16 protein-coding genes are annotated in these 21,935 nt (G+C 70.5%); 7 read left to right on the top strand and 9 right to left on the bottom strand.

Annotation, left to right across the window (positions count from 1 at the left end):
• Positions 1–6: 6 nt before the first annotated feature.
• Positions 7–687: a uracil phosphoribosyltransferase gene (gene upp, locus LXT21_RS21905; RefSeq protein WP_254040095.1), complete on the top strand. Its 681-nt coding sequence runs from the start codon at positions 7–9 to the stop codon at positions 685–687.
• A gap of 11 nt (positions 688–698) precedes the next feature.
• Here upp and LXT21_RS21900 read toward each other — a convergent pair whose 3' ends face one another.
• Both LXT21_RS21900 and LXT21_RS21895 read right to left on the bottom strand, forming a co-directional pair.
• Positions 699–1,757: an SDR family oxidoreductase gene (locus LXT21_RS21900; RefSeq protein WP_254040094.1), complete on the bottom strand. Its 1,059-nt coding sequence runs from the start codon at positions 1,755–1,757 to the stop codon at positions 699–701.
• The gene (locus tag LXT21_RS21895; protein WP_254040093.1) at positions 1,754–2,953 is read right to left on the bottom strand and encodes an MFS transporter; all 1,200 of its coding nucleotides are present in this window, start codon (positions 2,951–2,953) and stop codon (positions 1,754–1,756) included. The genes LXT21_RS21900 and LXT21_RS21895 overlap by 4 nt, the downstream gene beginning before the upstream one ends.
• A gap of 107 nt (positions 2,954–3,060) precedes the next feature.
• Between LXT21_RS21895 and LXT21_RS21890 the strand changes: the two genes are divergently transcribed.
• The gene (locus tag LXT21_RS21890) at positions 3,061–3,966 is read left to right on the top strand and encodes a LysR family transcriptional regulator (RefSeq protein ID WP_254040092.1); all 906 of its coding nucleotides are present in this window, start codon (positions 3,061–3,063) and stop codon (positions 3,964–3,966) included.
• Positions 3,967–3,974: 8 nt separating this feature from the next.
• Here LXT21_RS21890 and LXT21_RS21885 read toward each other — a convergent pair whose 3' ends face one another.
• A complete protein-coding gene (locus LXT21_RS21885; RefSeq protein WP_254040091.1) occupies positions 3,975–4,838 on the bottom strand; it encodes an NAD-dependent protein deacetylase in 864 nt (287 codons plus the stop codon).
• Positions 4,839–5,021: 183 nt separating this feature from the next.
• Between LXT21_RS21885 and LXT21_RS21880 the strand changes: the two genes are divergently transcribed.
• Positions 5,022–5,489 (top strand): GNAT family N-acetyltransferase, encoded by a 468-nt coding sequence (locus LXT21_RS21880; RefSeq protein WP_254040090.1) that lies wholly within the window; start codon positions 5,022–5,024, stop codon positions 5,487–5,489.
• Between the two features lie 12 nt (positions 5,490–5,501).
• On the opposite strand, the gene LXT21_RS21875 is transcribed toward LXT21_RS21880, so the two are convergent.
• The gene (locus LXT21_RS21875) at positions 5,502–7,760 is read right to left on the bottom strand and encodes a zinc-dependent metalloprotease (RefSeq protein WP_254040089.1); all 2,259 of its coding nucleotides are present in this window, start codon (positions 7,758–7,760) and stop codon (positions 5,502–5,504) included.
• A gap of 122 nt (positions 7,761–7,882) precedes the next feature.
• On the opposite strand from LXT21_RS21875, the gene LXT21_RS21870 reads away from it, so the two are divergent.
• Positions 7,883–9,439, top strand: a complete 1,557-nt coding sequence (locus LXT21_RS21870) for a tetratricopeptide repeat protein (protein ID WP_254040088.1) — start codon at positions 7,883–7,885, stop codon at positions 9,437–9,439.
• A gap of 3 nt (positions 9,440–9,442) precedes the next feature.
• On the opposite strand, the gene coaA is transcribed toward LXT21_RS21870, so the two are convergent.
• Both coaA and LXT21_RS21860 read right to left on the bottom strand, forming a co-directional pair.
• A complete protein-coding gene (gene coaA, locus LXT21_RS21865; protein WP_254040087.1) occupies positions 9,443–10,393 on the bottom strand; it encodes a type I pantothenate kinase in 951 nt (316 codons plus the stop codon).
• Between the two features lie 67 nt (positions 10,394–10,460).
• The gene (locus LXT21_RS21860) at positions 10,461–11,192 is read right to left on the bottom strand and encodes a M90 family metallopeptidase (protein WP_254040086.1); all 732 of its coding nucleotides are present in this window, start codon (positions 11,190–11,192) and stop codon (positions 10,461–10,463) included.
• Between the two features lie 173 nt (positions 11,193–11,365).
• Between LXT21_RS21860 and LXT21_RS21855 the strand changes: the two genes are divergently transcribed.
• The 3 genes from LXT21_RS21855 (at position 11,366) to LXT21_RS21845 (ending at position 16,990) form a co-directional block, all read left to right on the top strand.
• Positions 11,366–12,730 (top strand): BamA/TamA family outer membrane protein, encoded by a 1,365-nt coding sequence (locus tag LXT21_RS21855; RefSeq protein ID WP_254040085.1) that lies wholly within the window; start codon positions 11,366–11,368, stop codon positions 12,728–12,730.
• 137 nt (positions 12,731–12,867) lie between these two features.
• Entirely contained in the window at positions 12,868–15,972 is a 3,105-nt protein-coding gene (locus LXT21_RS21850; RefSeq protein ID WP_254040084.1) for a poly(A) polymerase, read from the top strand.
• A 97-nt stretch (positions 15,973–16,069) separates the two neighbouring features.
• Entirely contained in the window at positions 16,070–16,990 is a 921-nt protein-coding gene (locus tag LXT21_RS21845) for a hypothetical protein (protein WP_254040083.1), read from the top strand.
• 9 nt (positions 16,991–16,999) lie between these two features.
• Here the strand turns inward: LXT21_RS21845 and LXT21_RS21840 are convergent, their stop codons facing one another.
• The 3 genes from LXT21_RS21840 to LXT21_RS21830 all read right to left on the bottom strand — a co-directional run bounded on the left by LXT21_RS21840 (position 17,000) and on the right by LXT21_RS21830 (position 21,922).
• On the bottom strand, positions 17,000–17,782 hold the full coding sequence (locus LXT21_RS21840; protein ID WP_254040082.1) for a nucleotidyltransferase domain-containing protein: 783 nt from the start codon (positions 17,780–17,782) through the stop codon (positions 17,000–17,002).
• Positions 17,779–19,074: a DNA polymerase beta superfamily protein gene (locus LXT21_RS21835; RefSeq protein ID WP_254040081.1), complete on the bottom strand. Its 1,296-nt coding sequence runs from the start codon at positions 19,072–19,074 to the stop codon at positions 17,779–17,781. The genes LXT21_RS21840 and LXT21_RS21835 overlap by 4 nt, the downstream gene beginning before the upstream one ends.
• Positions 19,075–19,138: 64 nt before the next feature.
• On the bottom strand, positions 19,139–21,922 hold the full coding sequence (locus tag LXT21_RS21830) for a response regulator (protein WP_407667011.1): 2,784 nt from the start codon (positions 21,920–21,922) through the stop codon (positions 19,139–19,141).
• Positions 21,923–21,935: the final 13 nt, after the last annotated feature.

The following is a 21,935-nucleotide window of genomic DNA, read 5'->3' as shown; positions in this document are numbered from 1 at the left end:
TCCGCCATGTCCACCGCCACGCCCCTGTCGCCCCAGGCGACGTATCCCGACACCCTCCACCTCCTGCCGCAGACGAACCAGCTGCGCGCGCTGCACACGCTCATCCGCGACCGGACCGCCAGCCGGGAGGACTTCGTCTTCTACTCCGGACGCATCATCCGCATGCTCATCGAGGCGGGGCTGGATTTGCTGCCCTTCGAGCGCCACGACGTGCAGACCCCCGTGGGCCGGACCTACCCCGGGCTGCGCTTCGCCTCGGAGATCTGCGGCGTCTCCATCGCCCGGGCGGGAGAGAGCATGGAGGCGGCCCTGCGCGCCGTGTGCACGTCGATTCGCATCGGGAAGATCCTCATCCAGCGTGACAAGGTCACCAAGCTGCCGCACCTGTACTACTCGGCGCTCCCTCCCGACATCGCGAAGCGGCACGTGCTGCTGCTCGACCCGATGCTGGCCACGGGAGGGACGGCGCTCGCCGCCATCCAGGTGCTACTCGACAAGGGCGTGGCGGAGGAGAACATCATCTTCATCACGCTCATCACCGTGCCACACGGCATCGCCGCCGTCACCCAGCGCTACCCGCGCGTGAAGCTCGTCACCTCCTCCATCGAGGAGCGGCTCAACGAGCACGCGTACATGATGCCGGGCATCGGCGACTTCGGAGACCGCTACTTCGGCACGGACAGGTAGCGGCCCTGCCTTCAGGGGATGACCCTGGCGCGCCGAAGCTCGTCGAAGAGGCGGAAGAACATGGCCTCGGTGTCGACGAACTCGTGGAAGCCGAAGCGGCGCGCCTTCGTCCCGTCGGCGAACATGTCGTAGTCCCACGAGAAGACGAAGTCACCGAAACGCCACGACGACACGTCCTGGTACGAGTGCCCCGCCAGTCCGTGCTTCGCCGTCATCGCGTCCCAGAGCGGCCCCTTGTCCGCCATCACCCCGTCCAGTGACATGGGCAGCCCTGGCGCCACCTCCAACCCGAAGTAGCGCGCGATGCGCGGCCACAGCTCGCTCCACCGGAACAGGTCTCCGTTGTTGATGTTGAACGCCTGATTCGCACACCCCGGCTCCGTCGCCGCCCACACCGTGGCCTTCGCGAGCAGCCCGGCGTCCGTCATCTCCAACAGCGCATGGTACGCCCCCGGCTTCCCAGGAAACCTCAAGGGCAGCCCCAGCTCCTTCGAGATGGACGCATACACCGCGATGACCAACGCCAGGTTCATCGGGTTGCCCAGCGCCACGCCCCCCACCACCGACGGGCGGATGGCGGACCATGTCCACGCCTTGCCTCGCTGTCGCTGCTCCAGGAAGCGCTGCTGGTCCACGTTGAACTCCGGAGGCATGTGCTCCGGGTCCGTCTCCCGCGCCGGCGTCTTGAACGGCCCCAGGTGCGCGCCATACACCTTGTAGCCCTGCATCAGGCTGACATGACGCAGCCCCCGAGCCACGGGTTCAATCGCCTCCACCACGTTCACGAGCATCGCCAGGTTCGGCGCCACCAGCTCCGCCCACGTCGGCCGGTCCTGGTACGCGGCGTAGAAAATGTGCGTCACCCGCCCCAGGCCCGCCAGCTTCGCCCGGCAGTCCTCCGCGTCGAGCAGGTCCACCTTCACGTGCCGCACCCGCCCCGCCGACTCGCCTCCTCGGCGCGACAGGCCGATGACCTCCCAGTCGCCCAGCGACGCCAGGTGCTCGATGAGGTTCTTCCCGATGACGCCCTGCGCTCCCACCACGAGCGCGACCTTGTCCTGTGCATTCATGGCAGGCTCCCGTGCAGCGTTCGAGGTGACGCCGCGCCGGAACGCGGCTCACGCGACTCCAACCACAGCGCCACGAGCACGACGAGGATGGCAGACACCGGCACCAGCGCTGACACCCAGGTGATGGAACCCAACCCCGGTCCATCGTCGATGACGACCCCTCCGAACCACGCCCCCAGCGCATTGCCCAGATTGAACGCGCCGATGTTGAGGCTCGACGCGAGGCTCTGCCCCGCCCCCTGCGCCTTCTCCAGCACCCACATCTGAAGCGGTGGCACCGTGGCGAACGCCGCCGCGCCGAACAGCCCCACCCCGACGACGGTGAGGACCCGGTCCCGCCAGATGTACGTCATCGCGAACAGCACCACCGCCTGCACCGCGAGCGTGCCCACGATGGCTGGCACCAACCGCCGGTCCGCCAGCTTCCCGCCCACCAGATTCCCCACCACCAACCCGCCCCCGAAGACCAACAGGATGGGCGACACCGCCGACGCGGAGAAGCCGCTCAGCCGCGTCAGCAACGGCGCGATGAAGGTGAACACGGCGAACACCCCGGCGAAGCCGAGCACCGTCGTCAACAACCCCAGCAACACCGGCCGCCGCCCCAAGGCTCGCAGGTCCGCGCGCCAATCCCCCTGCTCCTCCGGCGCGCCATCCCGTGGCACGAACACCGCAATCACCGCCACCGCGACGAGCCCGATGAGCGCCACCGCCCAGAACGTCGCGCGCCAGCCATACGACTGCCCCAGCCACGTCCCCAGCGGCACCCCGAGGATGTTCGCCACCGTCAGGCCCGTGAACATGATGGCGATGGCCGACGCGCGCCGGTCCACCGGCACCAAGCCCGTCGCCACGACGGAGCCCACGCCGAAGAACGTCCCATGCGACAGCGCCGTCAGCACCCGGGCCAGCATCAGCGTTCCGTACGTGGGCGCCAGCGCGCAGAGCACGTTGCCCACCGTGAAGATGACCATCAACCCCAGCAGCACGCGCTTGCGGGACCAGCGCCCCGTCAGCACCGTGAGCACGGGAGCCCCCGCCACGACGCCCAGCGCGTAGCCGGAGATGAGCAGACCCGCCGTGGAGATGGAGACGCCCAGGTCGGCGCCCACCTCCATCAACAAGCCCATGATGACGAACTCCGTGACGCCGATTCCAAAGGCGCCCGCGGTCAATGCGAACAAGGCCAGCGGCATGGCTTCGTGGCCCTCCGTTGAAGAAGATGGATGGGCCCTTGTATGGACGGCACGAATTCCGTGCGGTAGAGCGCCGTGCGGAACAGGACTTGTGACTTCGGCTCACCATGGCTCGACTCGACGTCAATCGCTTCGGAGAGATGGAGGTCTTCGTGAAGGTGGTGGAGCTCGGCGGCTTCTCCGCCGCGGCCCGCGCCTTCCGGATGACGCCCTCGGCGGTGAGCAAGCTGGTGGCCCGGCTGGAGCAGCGACTGGGAGCCCGGCTGGTCAACCGCTCCACCCGCGCGCTCCAGCTCACCCCGGAGGGCTGCGGCTTCTACGAGCGCAGCGTGCGCATCCTCGCCGAGCTGGACGAAGCCGAGCGCGGCGCCGCCACGGGCGACGAGCCCCGGGGCCGCCTGCGCGTCAACACCAACGCCGCCTTCGGCCGTGTGCTGCTCATCCCCCTGCTGCCGGGGTTCCTCGCCCGTCACCCCGGCGTGTCGGTGGAGTTGATCCTGACGGACCTGCTCATCGACCTGCTCGACGAGCGCACCGACGTGGCCATCCGCCATGGCCAGCTCAAGAGCTCCCAGCTCACCTCCCGCCGCCTGGGCGAGACGCGGATGGTCATCGTCGCCTCACCGGACTACGTGAAGCGTCACGGCCTGCCCCGGTCGCCCGAGGAGCTCGGCGCCCACAACCGGCTGGGCTTCAGCTACGCGCGCGCCATCGAGGGTTGGCCCCTTGACCAGGCGGACACACAGCTCGCCGTGCCTCCCATCGGCAACGTCCAGGCGAGTGACGGCGAGGCGCTGCGACAGCTCGCGCTGGCCGGCGTCGGACTCGCGCGGCTGGCGCGCTTCCAGGTGAAGGAGGATTTGGACAAGGGACACCTCGTGCCCGTGCTCGAGGAGCACAACCCCGGTGACACCGAGGCCATCCACGTCCTCTTCATGAGCCAGGGAGGCCACCTGCCCTCGCGCGTGCGCGCCTTCGTGGACTACCTCACCGCCCACGTGCGCATCCCCTGACGCGCGACTCAGGCCCGCGTCAGTCGCCGGGCGAGCCGGGGCAACACGTCCCCCGCGCTCGCCTCGACACACAGGTCCGCCAGCTCCACGCCACGACACTCACCCAGGTTGAGGATGGCGATGGGCACCTGTCGCTCCGAGGCGCGCACGAGGAAGCGATAGCCGGAGTAGATGGCCAGCGACGAGCCCACCACCAGCAGCGCGTCCCCCTCTTCCAGCAGCGAGAAGGCGTCCGCCACCGTGGGCGCGGGCACGTTGTCTCCGAAGAACACCACGTCCGGCTTCAGCGTCCCGCCACAGCCCAGGCACGCGGGAACCTGGAAGGACTGGAGTGCCTCCGAGCTCAGCTCCGCGTCACCGTCCGGCCGCAGCTCCAGCACCTGGTGGGTGAAGTCCGGGTTGAGCGACAAGAGGCGCTCCTGCAGGCCGCCGCGCGCCTCCTGCGCGCCGCAGTCCAGACAGCGCACGCGGGCCAGGGCCCCGTGCAGTTCGATGATGCGTGAGCTTCCCGCCGCGTGGTGCAGCCGGTCCACGTTCTGCGTGATGAGCCCTCGGACATGGCCGCCCTGCTCCAGCGCGGCCAGCGCCTGGTGCGCGGCGTTGGGGCGGGCGGCGGCGAAGCGGGGCCAGCCGAGCAGGCTGCGCGCCCAGTAGCGGGCTCGCACCTCGGGGCGCTGGAGGAACTCGCGGTGCTGGATGGGGTTGCGCGCGCGGGCGCGAGTCCCTGGGCCACGATAGTCGGGGATGCCCGACTCGGTGCTGCACCCGGCGCCGGTGAGCACCACCGTGCGCCGTCCTCGCAGCAACGAGGCCAGCGCCTCCACGTCCTCGGCGGCTCCTGGCACGGGTGACGTCAGCGGCGATGGGCTCATGGCGGCCTACGTATAATGGCCACCCCGCCAACTTGCCCAGCCTCCCTGTCCGCCCTCCCCTCCCCAGGAGCGCGACAGCGCCCCGTGGGACAGGCTGGCGAGCGGGCCGTCGCCCGGCAACGTCCGGTCGTACACACGGCCAAACTCCGCTCCACGGGAGCCAGCCGTGATAGACGCCCGCCCATGCCCAGCTGGCAATGGAAGGCGTTCGCGGAGCTGACGCTCGAGGAGCTGTACGCGGTGCTCGCGCTGCGACAGGAGGTCTTCGTGGTGGAGCAGCGCTCCATCTACCAGGACGTCGATGGCCTGGACCCGAGCTCCCTGCACCTGCTGGCCCACGAGGGCGAGGGCCCGGAGCGCTTCCTCTCCGCGTACCTGCGCATCCTCCCGCCCGACCTGAAGTTCCCCGGCGCCGCGAGCCTGGGCCGCGTGGTCACCTCGCCTCGCGCCCGAGGACGCGGACTGGGGAGGGAGCTGACCGAGCGCGGCATCGCCCGGCTCGAGGCCCTGTACCCCGACGCCCCCCTCCGCATCTCCGCGCAGGACTACCTGCGGGCCTTCTACACGAGCCTCGGCTTCGTCGCGGAGGGTGAGGTCTACGACGAGGACGGCATCCCGCACATCGAGATGACCCGCCGTCCCCGTCGCTGAGCCCCGCGCGGGCTAGTTGTTGAAGTACGGCGAGGTCGCCTGGCGAAGCAGCGCGGCCAGGTCCTCCGCCTCGAGCAGCTGCCTGCCGGAGAGGCCGGGCAGCTGCGCCTCCACCGCGAGCCGCGCCTCCCGGAGGATGGCGTAGGCCTCGAAGGTCTGCAGCTGCTTGAGAATCCGCACCATCACCTTCCGCGTGGCGAAGGTGCGCACGCCATCCACGTCGAGCAGGTTGGCGCGCAGCTGCGCGAGAATCAGGGGCGTCAGCACCGCATCCGGGCGGGGGTCGCTCCTCAGCAGGCCACGCAGCGACGGCGCGTCCAGGTAGAGGCGCTGGAACACGACGCGGGTCATGACGTCCGCCCTCGCGCCGTAGCCCGGGGTCGCCGCCAGCACCTCCGGAGCGATGGGCGCCTCCAGCCCCTGCATGACGAAGTCCCAGGCCCGGACGCGCTGCGCGGAGGTGCGCGCCGCCCGCAGGTACTGCAGGACGCCATTGAGCTGGGTGTCACCGGGACGCGGGCTGGCGGTGGCCAGGTGCTCCACCAGTGCCTGTCGATAGGCGGGGCCGAAGAAGAGCTCCAGCGGCGCGGGCGTCGCGTCGAACCGGGTGCAGTCCGGGTCCGTGAAAGAGTCCGAGTCCATGCAGAACGGCTCCGTGGGCGGAGCGGAGGACAGCCCATACAGGTAGCGGACGGCGGCGACGTCATAGGGGCCGACCGCGCCGCCCTGCAGCTCCTGCTCCGGCGCGTACGTGTACTCCATCACCGAGTTGGACGGCTTCGCGAACGAGCCCTTGAAGTTGTGCCGCAGCCCCAGCGTGTGCCCCACCTCGTGCATCACCACGACGGTGAAGAAGCGCTCCACCCGCTTCTCCAGCGAGAGCACGGGGAGCTCGTCGCGCGAGGGGACCCGCGCCTGGAGGGAGTCGGAGAAGCTCGCCGCCACGTCCGACAGGTGCATCTCGCACAGGTGGGAGGCCGTCATTCCGTTCCAGGAGAGCTGGAGGGCCTGCTGCGGACGGGGCGCCACGGCCACCGCGGGCGCGGCCCCGGTCTGCAACGAGCCGATGACCTCGATGGCGTAGTCCAGCCACGAGATGCTGAGGTACACGCTGGCCCCCAGCGTCTCGCCTGTATTCGGATTCGTGCGCCAGTCCGCGAACGCCCCCGAGTAGGACGGGTCCGGGTCGAAGAGGATGAAGTTCTTGTCGTCGTCCCCGAAGGACTCCCCGGGCTCCGCCAGCCGGGCCGTGAACACGGTGAAGCCGAAGGCCTGGTTCCACTGCTCCACGCCCTTCTTCACCGCGCCGATGATGTCGTAGGCCTGGTAGCGGGGGTCCGCCTGGGTCGTGCGCAGCGTGTCGCTCAGCACCCAGGTGATGGGCTTCATGCCGGGGCGGATGTTCCACTTGCCCACCAGCTCCTCGGAGAGCCCTCTGGAGTTCGGGACGATGCGGGAGGCGCTGCCGAAGAAGTGCTCCGGCGTCGGGGGCATCCGCATGGGGGTGAAGCCCTGGCCTTCCTGGTAGCGACGCAGCGCGACGCCCACCGTCGCGGTGACGCGGAACGCGTCGTCGGGAATCCCCTCGATGCCGAAGGCGAAGTTCGCATGGCCGGTGATGACCTTCTGGAAGGAGACCCCATCCTTCAGCGCACGGAAGCGCTGCGCGAACGCCAGCTCCACCGCGAACTGCGGCCCGTAGTACGTGCGGGTGAACGCATCCATGCCCATCACCCGGTCCAGCCCCGCGGCCGGGTCGAAGAGCACGTACTGCTCCGAGCCGCGCAGGCGCGAGAAGCCCGGGTGGTCCTCGATGACGGGCCACGCCTCGACGATCTCCTCGGGCTTGAAGAGCGTGCTGCGCACCTGGGTGTCATCCGCGTCGAACGCATACAGCTTGCCGTTCTGCTCCTTGAAGGACACCACGCGCACGCCCACGGATTTGGCGCTGGAGCCCAAGAGGCTCTCCGGGGCGTGCTGCTCCAGATAGACAGACATGAACCAGCGCTTGCCCAGCTCACTTTTGCGCAGCGCCAGGTAGAACGTGCCGGGCGAGTCGTCCTGAAGGCCCGTGGCCGCCGAGCCCAGCCCCGAGCGAAGCCGCTCGATGGAGCCGGGCTCCAGCGTCCTCGGAATGGCGACGATGGGCCCTTCCAACGCCACCTGGGGCACCTCGGGGTGGACCGCATCGGAGCATCCGGACGACACCATCCAGAGCGCGCACACCCAACCCATCAGCCCGCGGCCGCGGACCTGTGTTCGAGTCGTCATGTCGCCTTCCTTTTCGGGAGACCTTCGAGGAAACGCGGGCAATCCCCACGCATATCGAAGCGCGCTACGCTGTCGGGACTTCAACCTCAGTCCGACGAGTGTGTGTCTTCGTGTACGAGCGCTTGAGATGGACCCTGCTGATGCTGGCGCTGTGGCTCGGCGCACCGGGCTGCGTCATCGGCCCGCGCTTCACGCGTTGCCCCGGCGAGGGCGGGCGCGGCTGGGTGGAGTTGGACAGTGAGCACTACACGCTGCGAACGGACCTGCCGCCCGAGCAGGCCCGCGAGGCGATGGGGGAGCTGGAGCGCACGCGGATGGTGCTGCTCGCGGGCATGTGGCCCTCCGCGCTCCGACAGCCGATGGCGAAGTTGTCCGTCTACGTCCTCTCGGACTGGACGGAGTTCAAGGGCCTCTACCCGCGCCGCGTGCAGGCGCTCTACCACCGCTCCGAGACCGAGGCGCTCATCGTCCTGTCCGGACCGCCCTCGGCGTGGTCGCGTCGCTACTCCGCCTTCACCCCCGACGCCTCCTCGCGGCTCAACCACGAGCTCACGCACTACCTGAGCTCCTACGTCCTGCTGCGCCAGCCGCTCTGGCTCTCGGAGGGGCTCGCCGAGTATCTGGAGACCGCGCAGCTCACGCAGGACGGCAGGAGCGCCGTGCTGGGCGTCCCCAACAATGAAGCCATCTACATCGCGGCCCGGCTGCTGCACGACTCGGTGAACAGCGTGCGGGGCGGCGGGGTGATTCCCGGCGTCCTCGCCTGGGAGCCGGGGCTGAACTTCGAGGAGCAGGACCGCGAGCTGTCCTCCATGTACGCGGTGAGCTGGGTGCTGGTGCACTGGCTCATCCACGAGCGCGCCGAGCCGTTCGCCGAGTTCCAGGCGCTGGTGTCCCAGGGGATGGCGCCCGACGAGGCCCTCCGGAGGGCGCTCCCGGAACTGGAGCGGGGCAAGATGGACGCGACGCTCTGGGAATACGTCCGGGAGCGCTCTCCTCCGCCGCGACAGGTGGTGGTGCCGCCCACGGACCTGGCCTTCGTCGAGAGACCGCTCGAGGACGCGGAGGTGCACGCCACGCGCGCGAAGCTGGCGGCGCTGGGGGCGTCCATGGCCCGCCAGCAAGCGCTCGTGAAGAATCGACAGGTGCTGGCCCGGAAGGAGCTGGACGAGGCCCTGCGCCTCGACCCCGAGGGGCTCCCGGCCCTGACGGTGAAGTCCACCGAGGCCTCACGCGAGGAGAAGCTCACGCTCGCGAGGACAGCGGTGCGGGCCCACCCCGATGACAGTGACGCCTGGCGGCTCCTGGGCGCGGCGCTGGAGTCGGACGAGGCGGCCCAGGAGGAGCGCGAGGCCGCCTACAAGAAGGCCCTCTCGCTGGAGCCGAAGAACATCCCCGCCACGAAGGGGCTGGCGTGGCTGTACGTCACCCAGGGACGCTTCGCGGAGGCGCTGCCCCTGGCCCAGTGGGCCGTGTCGCTGGCGCCGTGGAGCCCCTCCGCGCTGGACACCCTGGCGCTGGCGCTCGCGGGACAGGGGCGCTGCGAGGAGGCCATCCAGCTGGAGCACCGCGCGCTGGGACACCTGCGCGAGCAGCGCAGCACGGAGCAGGAGCACGTGTTGCGCGAGCGCCTGGGGAAGCTCGCCGACGGCTCGCTGTGCAAGCCCGTGGCGCCGTGAGGGCTACAGCTTGCGCAGCCGCACGCGCTTGACCTTGTGGTCCGGCCCCTTGAGCAGGATGAGCCGGGCCCGCGAGCGCGTGGGCGCGATGTTCTGCGCCAGGTTGGGGCCGTTGATGTCGCCCCAGATGTTCTCCGCCATGGCCGTCGCCTGCTCGGGCGTCAGGTCCGAGAAGCGCCGGAAGTAGCTGCGCTCGTCGCGGAAGGCCGTCTGCTGCAGGCGCAGGAAGCGGTCCACGTACCAGCGGCGGATGTCCTGCTCGCTGGCGTCCACGTAGATGGAGAAGTCGAAGAAGTCCGACAGGAAGGTGTGGGGGATGCGCTGCCCGGTGGCCCCGGACTGCAGGACGTTGAGGCCCTCCAGGATGAGGATGTCGGGCTGGCGGATGACCTTCGCCTCGTCGGGCACCACGTCGTAGACGAGGTGCGAGTACACCGGCGCGGACACCTCCGCGCGCCCCGCCTTGAGCTCCGCGAGCAGCCGCACCAGCGCGCGCCGGTCATAGCTCTCCGGGAAGCCCTTGCGCGTCATCAGCCCGCGCTCGGTGAGGATGCGGTTGGGGAAGAGGAAGCCGTCCGTGGTGACGAGCTCCACGCGGGGGTGGTCCGGCCAGCGCGCGAGCAGCGCCTGGAGGATGCGGGCCGTGGTGCTCTTGCCCACCGCGACGCTGCCGGCGATGGCGATGATGAACGGCACCTTGCGCGTGGTGCCGCCCAGGAAGGCCTGCTGCTCGGCCCACAGCCGCTGCGCGGCCAGCACCTGGAGGTTGAGCAGCCGGGACAGGGGCAGGTAGACGTCCGCCACCTCTTCCAGGTCCAGGTGCTCGCCCAGCCCTCGCAGCCCGTCCAGGTCCTCCGTCGTGAGCGTCAGCGGCGTGGAGGCGCGCAATGCACGCCACGCCTCGCGCTCCAGCTCGACGAACATGGACACCGAGGGCACGGCGGCTGCGGTCATGGAGAGGCTCTTTTCCGGAGGCTGCTGGATACCGCGCCTACCACAGCGCGGTGCTCGGTGCGCGGGCTCAAGTGCCGGAGGCGGGATCCCACCCGTAGAAACGCTTCAGCTCTTCATACAGGTCAGGGGTCTTCTGGCGCATCCGCTCGGGGCGCTCGAAGAAGTTCTCGCTGGCGACGGCGAAGAACTCCGCCTCGTTGAGGGCGCCGTAGTCATCCAGCACCTGGCGCTCCCGGGAGCGGCCCTGCTGGAGCGCGTGGAAGTGCTCGCTCATCACCGCGGCCCAGGTGCGGTAGTGCGAATAGCTGCGCAGCTTCGGCGTGCCGTCGAAGGCCCCGTCGGCGCGATCCAACACGTGGGCGAACTCGTGGGTGGCGGTGTCGTGGCCGTCGTCGGGGTTGCGCAGCCCGCCGAGCACCGCGGCCCAGGAGAGGATGACCGAGCCCCAGTTCTTCGCCTCGCCCAGCACCACGCCGGTGCGGTCCGGCAGCAGGAAGGCGTCCGGGTACACGATGACTTCGCGCAGCCGGTCGTAATACGACAGGTCCAGGTGCACCACGAGCTGCACGGCGGTGGCGGCCACGACGACGCGAATCTCGTCGGTGATGTCCAGGCCCCCCGCGCCGATGAACTCCTTCTCCCAGACGAAGACCTTCAGCTTCGCGAGGAAGTCCTCGCGCAAGGCGGGCGACAGTCGGGAGAAGAACGGGACATGGGCCTCCAGGTGGCCCAGCCACTCGGAGGGGAACGGCCGCCGCAGCAGACGTCGGCGTCGGAGCTGGCGAAACAGACCGGTCATCGGGACACGACCCCGGGGACGTCCCGGAGCTTCCTGGGGGGCAGGCATAGCAAATGTTTCACTGTCGTGCCTTCCCGTCACTCTCAATCCCGATGGACCGGCGGTGGCGGTAGGGTGGGGTCCGGAGGGCCCAGGCCGGTAGCCCCGACGCAGTCATGGATGTGCGACGAGTCATGAGCGGACGAGCGGTGAAGTGGTGCGCGGTGCTGGGACTCGCCCTCGGGGCGGGGCGGGCGGGCGCGCAGGAGCCGGGACAGGTGGTGGACGAGGTGGTGGTGCGCGGGCCGGAGAAGACGCGCCCGGAGACGGTGCAGGCGTACTCGCGCATCGACGCGGGGGACGAAATCTCCTTCGAGCAGCTGGACAAGGTGGAGCGACGGCTGCTCGCCACCGGACTGTTCCAGGAGGTGAAGGTGAGCACCGAGCCCACGGGCGCGGGCCGCGTCCGCCTCATCCTGGAGGTGGAGGAGAAGGCCTCGTGGGTGGTGGCGCCCACCTTCGCGCTGTCCTCGGACAACGTGGGCGGCGGCGTGCTGTACGCGGAGAACAACCTGTGGGGCCGCAGCAAGAAGTTCGCGACCGCCGCGCAGGTGAGCACCGCGGAGAGCGGCCTGTTCGTCGGCTACCTGGACCAGAACCTCTTTGGACTGCCGCAGCTGCGCTTCAGTCTGGAGGGCCAGCTGCGAAGCGACCGCATGGACGAGTACAAGCCCGGCGCGGGCCAGGAGGACCCGGAGGTGGTGCGTCGCACGCGCCTCAACTCGGCCTCGCTCGCCGGTGAGTTCGGCGTGATGCTCTTCGAGCGCGTGCGCGCCGCGGTGAAGTACCGGCTGATGAGCATCGACGCGAAGTCGCCGGACGCGAAGGAGGAGGTCACCACGCCCGCGTTCTCCACGGGGCCCGCGCAGCAGGACGCGTCGGTGCGGCTGATGGTGGGAATCGACACGCGGCAGAACCTCCACGCGGTGATGGAGGGCATCAACCTGGAGGCCTCCTACGAGGTGTCCAATCCCGAGGTGGGCAGCGACTTCCGCTACCGGCGCTTCGGGCTGTTGTACCGCCACGGCCTGCGCCTGTTCGAGGAGCACAACGTGGTGCTGCGCGGCGAGGCGGCCGCGGGCGTGGACCTGCCCTTCCACCAGGAGCTGGTGATGGGCGGCAACTCGCTGCGGGGCTTCGTGCACCGGCAGTTCCGCGGCGACACGCGCCTGTCCTTCACCGCCGAGTACCACTTCCCGCTCTTCACCATCCGGCAGCTGTCCTTCCGGGGCGTGGGCTTCTCCGACACGGGGCTGATGGTGTGGCGGGACCTGCCCGCGGACGGCGAGCTGCGGGACGTGAAGGGGCGCGTGGTGCGCGGCTACCTGCCCGACAGCAAGAGCGGGCTGAAGGGCTCCACCTTCGCGCAGGGCGTGGGCGCGGGCCTGCGGCTGTACCTGCGCAACATCGTCCTGCCGCTGGTGGGCGTGGACGCGGCCTACGGCGTCAACTCGGGCGAGTTCCGCTTCTACCTGGTGGCGGGCGTCAGTCCGTCCTGAAGCGGACTGTCAGCCGGGTGAGGCCCGCGTCGTCCGGTGCGGCGCGCGGGACGTCCCCCATGGAGCGGTCCGCACGACTACGCTCGAGGGAAGCCAGCGGCTCGCCGTCCTTCCTCTTCTCCCCGTGGGTGCTCACCATGTCCCAGGAACGCTTCACGACGAGCCGAGAGGTGTACCACCGCATCCGGTGGGACCCTCGACTGGAGGCCCGTGAGTTCGTCATCGGCTACGACACCCACGGCGAGCGCATGGAGGAGATGCCGTTCGAGGCCTTCGTGCCAGACGGCGAAATCCCCTGGCACCGCGTCTGGTACTTCAAGCGCGGACGCGAGGTGGTGTGGGACCGCAAGGAGCGCATCGACCGGCTGAATCACCTCGTCGAGCCGTCCGACGAGCCCCCCGCCCCCACTCCACCCCGTCCTCGCGAGGTCCCCGGCTTCGCGCGCCTGCACGTCCATCGCTACGACGCGCGGGCCGGGGATTGGATGAAGGCGCCATCCTCTCCGCCGGGTGACACACGCCCGGCGCCGGAGCGACTCACCCTCGCCACCTTCAACGTCCTCTTCGACCTGTATGACAGGGAGAAGCTCGCCACCGAGCACCGGACGCCCGCCGCCCTGGCGCTGCTGCGCGAGACGGACGCGGACGTCATCGTCCTCCAGGAAGTCACCGCGCCCTTCCTTCGCGCCCTGCTCGCCGAGAGCTGGGTGCGCGAGCACTACCAGGTGTCGGACGGTCCCGAGGCGAACACCGTCGTCCCCTACGGACAGGTGCTCTTGTCTCGCGAACCCCTCGCGTCGGTGTGGCAGCGGGTCTTCTCGCGCGACAAGCGCCTCATCGTGGGCGAGCTGCGGCTGCCAGGCGGGCCGCTGTGGGTGGCCACGCCGCACCTGACGAGCAACCGCGAGGCCACCGGCGCCGCGGCCCGGGCGGTCCAGGTCCAAGCGCTGCTGGAGGGACTTCCCTCGCTCACCGCCGCCGAGGACGCGGGCGTGCCCGACGTCGTGCTGGCCGGTGACTTCAACTTCGGTGACGGCGACGCAGGGGCCGAGTCCTTCAGTCGCGCGGGCTTCGTGGATGCATGGCCCACGCTGCGTCCGTCCGAACAGGGCGAGACGTACAATCCGCGCCTCAACTCGCTCGCCGCCATCACCACCGTGTCCGGACGGCTCCAGCGGTTGGACCGGGTGCTGGTGGCCTCGCCCTCGGGTCGACTCTCGCCGGAGTCCATCGAGCTCTTCGGTGAGGCTCCGCTGCGCGGCGTGCGCGCGCCCTCCGGAGAGCCCCTGTTCGCGTCGGACCACTTCGGCGTGCGCTGCGTCCTGCGCCGCGACACCCGCGCGGTCTCCGTGACGGGAGCGGCGGCGGCGAGGCTCGTCCATCACACGGCGGTGGTGCTCATCCCCCCCGAGTCCGTGTGGCCGCCCATCCAGGCGCTTCGCAAGAAGCACGACGCGAAGTTCGAGCGGTGGATGCCCCACGTCACCCTGCTCTACCCCTTCCTCCCCGAGGAGGACTTCGACACGGTGGCGGCGCTGCTCTCCGAGTCCGCGCGGAGCATCGAGCCCTTCCAGGTGACGCTCTCCGACTTCGACCACTTCGACCACCGCGCCAGCGCGACGGCCTGGTTGAGGCCCGAGGACGCGCCCCCGGGAGCCCTGACGCGACTGCACGCGAAGCTCGTCTCGGTGGTGCCCGAGTGCGCGCCCCCGGCCCATGGGTTCCATCCGCATCTGTCCGTGGGACAGGTGCCCCACTCGGACGACGTGGACGTGGAGCGCACCGTCGCCACGTGGGCGCGCGGCTGGCGTCCGCTGAGCTTCGAGGTCCGCGAGGTCTGCATCATCCGCCGGCAGGGCAACACGCCGTTCGAGGTCGTCCGACGCATCCCGCTCGGCGGTCCTGGAGTCGTTCGCGCGGAGGCCCCGGCGTCGGGCTCGGGTGACGACGCGCTGCGCTCCGCGCTCGAGAACATGGGCGCCGTCGAGATGGCTCCCGAGACCCGGGCGAAGCGCGATGAGGCCGTGGAGCGGCTGCGGGTGCTGTGCGCTCGCGTGGGCGCCACGCTTCACCCGTATGGCTCCTATCTGCTCGGGGCCGATGGCGCGGGCAGTGACGTGGACGCGGTGGCGCTCGGCGCCCCGGGCCCGTCACGAGAGGACTTCGCACGGGCGCTCTTGGGCGAGCTGGAGAAGTCGGAGCCCGAGAGCCGCGCGGCCTCGCGCTTCGTCGCCGATGCGGCCATCCCACTGGTGAAGGTGGTGCTGGGCGGCGTGAGCTTCGAGGTGTCCCATGCGAGTCGGCCCGAGGGCACCGAAGCCGTCGAGCCCCTGGAGCTGCTCGCGCGACACGCGGACGCGTTCGACCCCGCGGGCCTGCGCTCGGTGCTGGGGCTCGCGGACATGATGGGCGTGCTGGACGCGCTCGGTCCGGACGAGGGCACGCGCGCGAGGTTCCGTCGACTGCTGCGCGCCGTGAAGGCCTGGGCCCGAGCACGAGGGCTCTACTCACATGCACTCGGCTATCTCGGAGGCCTGTCGTGGACGGTGCTCGCGGCCTGGGCCACCACGCGCGCGGCGCCCGAGGCGGTGAAGTCCGACTTGGACCTGCTCGCGCACTTCTTCGACACCTTCGCCCACTGGCCCTGGCCCCAACCGGTGGCCCTGACGATGGAGACCGCGAGGTACCGGCCGGATGGCAAGCGGGACCTGTTGCCCATCATCGCCCCCGTGGCGCCGCTGAGGAACACCGCGCGCAACGTGTCCCGCTCCACGTCCCGCATCCTCCGCGAGGAGTGGGCGCGCGCCCGGGAGCTCGTGGCCCAGGCGCGCGGGACCGGGACGCCCGGAGCGTGGTCCCTGTTGTTCGAGCCGCTCGATTCGACCCAACCACCGTCGACCCGACTGCGGCTGAGCGCCGACGCGAAGACCCCCGAGGGGCGCGAGGTCGCCCAGGGGTGGCTGCTCGGACACATCACGGCCCTGGCGTACCGCCTGGAGAGTGATCGCCGCCTGACGGTGCGCCCCCTCCAGTCGCCGGGCGCCGGGGGCTCCCTGCTCATCGGACTGGAAGCCCGGGATACGAGCGCGCTCGCGTGGCGGCCAGGCACGCCGCTCGTCGAGGCGGTGGAGTCCTTCCGGGCGTCGTTCCTGGAATGGGCCCACCGTCCCGAAGGGGCCACCCTCCAGGTCGAGCTGTCACGCGCCAGCGCCTCGGGCCTCCCCGGAGAAACAGACCCGTAAGGACAGACACGCCGCGCCAGCCCTCCAGCGTCCCATGAAATATCCTCCGACAGTGAGATAGACTTCACGCAAAGTCATCCACTTCGGAGGCCGCACCGTGCCCGAGACCTATCGCGTCGCGAAGCTCCCCATCCGTATGCGGGGCTTCGTCCAGCCCGACACCCAGTCCCAGTTCGAGGGCTACGTCGAGGCGGGCACCTACTTCGTGCTCGACGAGAAGCCAGGCAGCCCGACGCCGGACACGGACTTCGTGCGCTTGGAGGTCCCCACGATGGGCGCGCTGGACACCTGGGTCTGCACGCGCTGGCGCACGCAGCACTACGTGAGCGTGACGAACCAGGCCAAGCCTCCGCCCGCCGTGCGGCTGCCCTTCGATGATGATCCGCTGGCCATCGCCGAGAGCCAGTTCGTCACCCTGCTCCAGGGGATGAAGGACTTCCGTTACGACTTGGACCAGGCGTACTACCCCTGGGACCTCCCAGGCATCCGCGTCCCTCGCGCGCCGCCCTCGTTCAACAACTGCTGCACCTTCGTCGAGGCGCTCACGGTGAAGGCCTTCGCGGACGCCCACGGCGCGAGCTTCGAGTGGGACTCCCGGCGCCACCGGCAGATGATGATTGCCTCCACGGAGGACTTCTTCTCCCCCGTCACCGCCGCGGTCGAGAGCGGCATGGCCATCCCCGCGCCCTCGGCCGATGCCCACCCGCACCCGTGGACGCTCATCCAGGGCTGGCGCAACCAGTGGCGCTCCGGCCACACCTTCCTCGTGGTGGACCACCACCCCGCCACCGACAAGGTCCTGGTGCTGGAGTCCAACTGCGCCAACGGGCTCGACGGCGTCGGCTACCGGGGTATCGGCAACCTGAGGGGCGTGGGCCTCAAGCCGCCGGATGGATGGTGGAAGCTGCCGGACGTGTGGACGTGGCGGAAGCTCTGCTCCACGTACCTCTTCCGCCAGCAGGCCTGGCTCAAGGTCAAGGACCGCTCCTTGTCCCGGCTGTCCTCGACCTCGCCCTGAACCAGCGGCTCAGAAGCGCCGGCGCCGCAGCTCCAGCATCCAGGCCTCCAGCGCGTCCACGGCCTTGGAGGGCGGCGCCTCGGGCAGCACCGACGCCGCCAGCGCCGCGTCGAGCACCTCGAACGAGCGGGCCACCCGGACGCGCCACGCTTCACTCAGCGCCTCCGGCAGCTCGCTCTTCTCCCCGCGCCGCTTCTGCTCCACCAGCTCACGGGCCTCGGGGAAGCCGTGGGCGTCCAGCAGCTCCGTGACGTCCGTCTCCACGACGCCGGTGCGCAGCAGGTGCGTGCCCGTCAGCGTGGTGCGCAGCACGTAGAGCAGCTTCTTCGCGGAGCGAAAGCCGCTCTTCTCCCACTCGCGGAGCTGGCCGTGGGCAAAGCCGTTGTAGTGACGGAACACCCGCCGCGACAGCACCTCGCGCGCCAGCGGCTGGAGCGACTCCAGGTCCGGCGAGGCCCGCAGGGTGATGGCGCCCAGGATGCGCTCCAGGTAGTTGCCATTGCCCTGCAACAGTCCCTGGAGAACGGATGCGAGCTCGTTGGACGAGTAGTCCACCTCCACGCCGTCCACGACTTCCAGTCGCTCGGCGTTGAGCTGCCGAGGGCTGAGCCCCAGGAGCATGCCCGTGGGCGCCACGTGGATGGACTTCAGGTCCAGGTCGCTGTCGGGCGAGGGGAACCCGTAGGCATGCGCCCCCGTCAGCGACACCACCAGGTGCTCGCGCCGCGCGGACTCCTCGTCGAGCACGCGGTCCGCCACCGTCTTCTCGTGCGCTGTCAGCGTGCCCTTCATTCCGAATCCCTCCACTCCATCCGCGGGGCCTCGGGCGCCTCGCGTCCCCAGGGCCCCGCCACCTTCGTCACCCAGCGCTGGGCCACTTCATCCCCCACCCGCCGCAACAGCCGGTCCGCGCGCGCGTAGTCGGGCTGCTCCGGCAGGCGGCTCTCCTGTCGCGCCGCCTCCAGCTCCGGCGCCATCGCCTCGGCGTCGCGCAGCACGTCCTCCAGCGGGACCTGCCCCGCCTTGATGTCCAACAGCCGCGCCTTCAGGGTCCCCGTCGCCTCGAAGACGGGCTCGCCGTGGCGCAGCCAGCCCGTGGCCGTGGCAATCAACCGCAGCAGGTTGTACGCGTTCTTCGGCCGCAGCTCCCGCGCCGACGGTGGACGCTGGCCGCCTCCGCGCGCATAGGCGGTGAGCGCCGCGAAGTCGTTGGCCGCCAGCAGGCCCTGGTCCCACAGCGAGCGATAGAGCTGCTTCACGTAGGTCTTCGCCGCCAGCAGCGCGTCCTCCTGGGTGGGCGCGCCGCGCGGGGAGATGTCCGCCAAGCGACGGGCCACCTCGTCCAGGCCCGGCGTGGGCTCCTCGCACAGCCACTCCAGCAGCAAGTCCCGGTGCTCGGCGAGCCGCTGGCTGCGCGTGAGCTTGTCGAGCTGGCTCATCGCATAGCGACCGAAGCTGCCGAAGATGGACTGCGAGACGAAGGCCTCGCGCTCCGCGAGGAACCACTCCCCCAGCTCATCCAGCGCCCGGGCGCCCGGGACGAACAGCGTCTCCAGCGTGTTCGGGTCCGCGCGCAGGGCCTGCTCCACCGTCTTGCGCGCCTCCCAGTAGGTCGTGCTGCCGTCGGCGCTCACCAGGTCCTGGGGCGCTTCCACCAGGCCGAAGGTCCACGAGAGCGGCAGCGCGAACACCCCTCGCACGTCCACGTCCGACTGCGCGTTCGCCAGGCCCCACGCATGGCTGCCCACGCGCGTCTCCAGCACCACGCACGGCCCCAGCGCGTTCCAGGCGGCCTCGCGCCGCTGGGCGAACTGGACCTGTCCCGGACGCCGGGGCACCAGCTCGTCGCGCGCGAACCACACCTCGCCCACGCCCACAATCTGGATGTCGAGCCCGCCATCCTTGGCCCGCACGACGCGCCCCACCACGCCCTGGGGGATGCGCCGCCCGCCGGAGGTCAGCCGCTCCACGCGCGTCGTCACCTCGGTGCCATGTGGCAGCGGCACCGAGAGGCGGTCCACCTGCTCCAGGCCCCGGATGCGCGCGGCGCCCGGGTGGGAGGAATCCTTGGGAGAGTCACTCATCGTTCACCTCGAAGTCCGCGGCCGCGCGAGGGACGCCCCAGCCCCCGGAGGGCTGACCGGGACTTCAGCCGCGCGCCGTCGGCAGGGCGATGCTCTCACGAAGGCGGGACAGCAGTCCGCGCGTCGTGGAGAGCTCCGCCCGGCACCGGTCCAGCCGCTCGCGCAGGGAGTCGACGTCATCGCCCGCGTCCGCGCGCAGCTCCAGCTCCCGGCTCAGCGTCTCCAGCGCCGACGCGCCGAACCAGGCCGCGTTGGACTTGAGCGTGTGCGCCGCGCGGCTGAGGTCGTCGAGCAGCCCCTGCCCCAGCGCCGTGTACGCGTCGTCGAGCAGCGCGGGCATGCTCTGCAGCGCGGTGTCGATGAGCTCCGGGAGGATGTTCACCGCCTGCGAGCCCAGCTCCCGCCACAGCCGCGCCAGCGCCGCGGGCTGCAGGCCAGGGATGCGCGCGGCCTCGGGCACCAGGTCCTCGGAGAGCCCCTGCTCCGCGATGACGACGCGCTCCGGACGCGTGCGGGTCCCCCCGACGGGACGCGGCGTCTGGCAGCGCACCAGCGCGGCGGTGAGCGCCTCCACGCGGATGGGCTTGGACAGGAAGTCGTCCATCCCGGCCTCGAAGCACTGCTCCCGGTCGGAGTCCATCGCGTTGGCCGTCATCGCGATGACCCATGGCTGCACCGTGGGCGGCAGCTCCTGGCGGATGCGCCGCGTGGCCTCCAGGCCGTCCATCTCCGGCATCTGCAGGTCCATGAAGACGACGTCGAAGCGCTGGCGCATGGACCACTCCAGCGCCTCGCGCCCGTTGGACGCCGCCTGCACCTGATAGCCGAGCCGGTCCAACATCAGGCTGGCCAGCCGCTGGTTGGTGGGGTTGTCCTCCACCAGCAGGATGCGCAAGGGGACGCGGTCTCCGGGCCTGTCACGGGGCGGGGGCGCACCCGTCGGCGCGGGCTCCACGCGCACCCGGGGCACGTCCTTGGAGAAGCAGGACATCAGCGTGTCGTGGAGCTGGGAGGCCTTCATCGGGCGCGACAGCACTCCGGAGAACAGGCCCGGCGGAGGCGCGGCGCGACGTCCGGGCGAGGTCAGCAGGAACAGCGGCAGCGCCCGCAGGTCGACGCGCTCGCGAATCCGCGCCGCCAGCGAGGGGCCATCCAGCCCTGGCATCTGGTGGTCGATGAGCGCCAGGTCGAACCCCGAGCCGCCCGGCTGGAGCTTCGAGAGCGCCTCCATGCCGGAGCCCGCCTCCACCGGCTCGGCGCCCCACGCCTGGAGCTGCCGTCCCAGGAGGCGACGGTTGATGGCGTTGTCGTCGACGATGAGCACGCGCCGGCCGCGCAAGAGCGGCTCGTCCGAGCGCAGGTAGCCCGCCGTCGTCTGCGGCGCGGCCTGCACGGTGAGCGCGAAGAAGAACGTGGTGCCGCGGCCGGGCACACCCTCGCTCTCCACCCAGATGCGCCCGCCCATCGCCTCCACCAGGCGCTTGGAGATGGCGAGCCCCAGGCCCGTGCCGCCGAAGCGCCGCGCCACCGACACGTCGAGCTGGTTGAACGGTTGGAACAGCCCCTGCCGCTTCTCCTCGGGGATGCCCGGCCCCGTGTCCTGCACGGAGAAGGTGAGCTCCCACGGGGCGTCGGTCGCCTCGGCGCGGCGGGCACCATCCACGGACACGACGGCGCCACCGGACTCGGTGAACTTCAGCGCGTTGCCCACCAGGTTGAGCAGCACCTGACGCAGCCGCGACGCGTCCCCCATCACCACCTGGGGCACGTCCGGCGAGATGTCCGCGCCCAAGTCCAGGCCCTTCTCGCTGGCGCGCACCGCGAGCAGGTCCAACACCGACTCCACGCACTGACGCAGGTCGAACGGGTGGCGGTCCGTCTCGAAGCGGCCGGCTTCGATCTTGGAGAAGTCCAGCACGTCGTTGAGCAGCGTGAGCAGCGCCTCGCTGCTCTGGCGGATGGTGGAGATGAACTCGCGCTGCTCGCCGCTCAGGTGCGTGTCCAGCATCAGCCCCGTCATGCCGATGATGGCGTTCATCGGCGTGCGAATCTCGTGGCTCATCGTCGCCAGGAACAGGCTCTTGGCCTGGTTGGCGGACTCGGCCGCCTGGCGCGCGCGCTGGAGGTCGGTGATGTCGTGGTAGATGGCGATGAAGCCCAGCTGCCGGCCACCCACCGACACCGGCAGCGCCAACAGCTCCACATCCACCATCGTGTGGTCCTTGCGCAGCCGCCGCGTGACGGAGTGCACGCGCCCGCGCTGGGTGACGTCGCGCTGCGCCTTCTTCGCCTCGGGCAGGACGCTGTCCTCGGTGGCGACCAGGTCGAAGATGTGTTTGCCCAGCGCCTCCTGCGGCGTGTACCCGAAGAGCCGCTCGGCGGCGGGGTTCCACGACAGGACGATGAACTGGCGGGTGATGGTGACGATGGCGACGGGGCTGTTGCGCACCACCGCCTCGAAGAACTCCTTCTGCTGACGGATGGAGGCCTCGACCTCCAGGCTGCCGCGCATGTCCTGGAGCTGGAGCACCCAGCCCAGCGCGTTTCCGGCCGCGTCGACCTGCGCCAGCGTCTGCACGCGCAGGTAGTACGCGGGCCCGGCGCCGCCCGGCCGCTGTCCGGCCAGCTCCGTCTCGTGCGGCGTCTCCGGCGAGCCGCGCCCGTCCGGCGGACGCCACCCCGACAGCAGGCGCGTCACCGCCATGCCCACCAGCTCACCCCGCGGGCCGAAGATGCGTTCGGCGGCGCGATTGACCTCCTGGATGATTTGGGCAGCGTCGAGCACGAGCACCGCGTCGCGCGCGTGCTCGAAGACGGTGGTATGGGCTCTGGACGCCAGGTCGGACACCACTCCCCCTACC

Origin of the sequence: Myxococcus guangdongensis, assembly GCF_024198255.1 — a bacterium.
In the GTDB taxonomy this organism is placed as follows: Bacteria; Myxococcota; Myxococcia; order Myxococcales; family Myxococcaceae; genus Myxococcus; species Myxococcus guangdongensis.
Note: the sequence above shows the minus strand (reverse complement) of the source record. Positions and strands in the feature narration are given on the sequence as shown.

Coding starts and splice junctions, on each gene's coding strand:
- LXT21_RS21885 (WP_254040091.1), bottom strand. CDS start 4,838: ATGAGCCCATCGCCGCTGACGTCACCCGTGCCAGGAGCCGCCGAGGAC.
- LXT21_RS21890 (WP_254040092.1), top strand. CDS start 3,061: ATGGCTCGACTCGACGTCAATCGCTTCGGAGAGATGGAGGTCTTCGTG.
- coaA (WP_254040087.1), bottom strand. CDS start 10,393: ATGACCGCAGCCGCCGTGCCCTCGGTGTCCATGTTCGTCGAGCTGGAG.
- LXT21_RS21880 (WP_254040090.1), top strand. CDS start 5,022: ATGCCCAGCTGGCAATGGAAGGCGTTCGCGGAGCTGACGCTCGAGGAG.
- LXT21_RS21835 (WP_254040081.1), bottom strand. CDS start 19,074: ATGAGTGACTCTCCCAAGGATTCCTCCCACCCGGGCGCCGCGCGCATC.
- LXT21_RS21900 (WP_254040094.1), bottom strand. CDS start 1,757: ATGAATGCACAGGACAAGGTCGCGCTCGTGGTGGGAGCGCAGGGCGTC.
- LXT21_RS21850 (WP_254040084.1), top strand. CDS start 12,868: ATGTCCCAGGAACGCTTCACGACGAGCCGAGAGGTGTACCACCGCATC.
- LXT21_RS21855 (WP_254040085.1), top strand. CDS start 11,366: ATGAGCGGACGAGCGGTGAAGTGGTGCGCGGTGCTGGGACTCGCCCTC.
- LXT21_RS21875 (WP_254040089.1), bottom strand. CDS start 7,760: ATGACGACTCGAACACAGGTCCGCGGCCGCGGGCTGATGGGTTGGGTG.
- upp (WP_254040095.1), top strand. CDS start 7: ATGTCCACCGCCACGCCCCTGTCGCCCCAGGCGACGTATCCCGACACC.
- LXT21_RS21895 (WP_254040093.1), bottom strand. CDS start 2,953: ATGCCGCTGGCCTTGTTCGCATTGACCGCGGGCGCCTTTGGAATCGGC.
- LXT21_RS21840 (WP_254040082.1), bottom strand. CDS start 17,782: ATGAAGGGCACGCTGACAGCGCACGAGAAGACGGTGGCGGACCGCGTG.
- LXT21_RS21860 (WP_254040086.1), bottom strand. CDS start 11,192: ATGACCGGTCTGTTTCGCCAGCTCCGACGCCGACGTCTGCTGCGGCGG.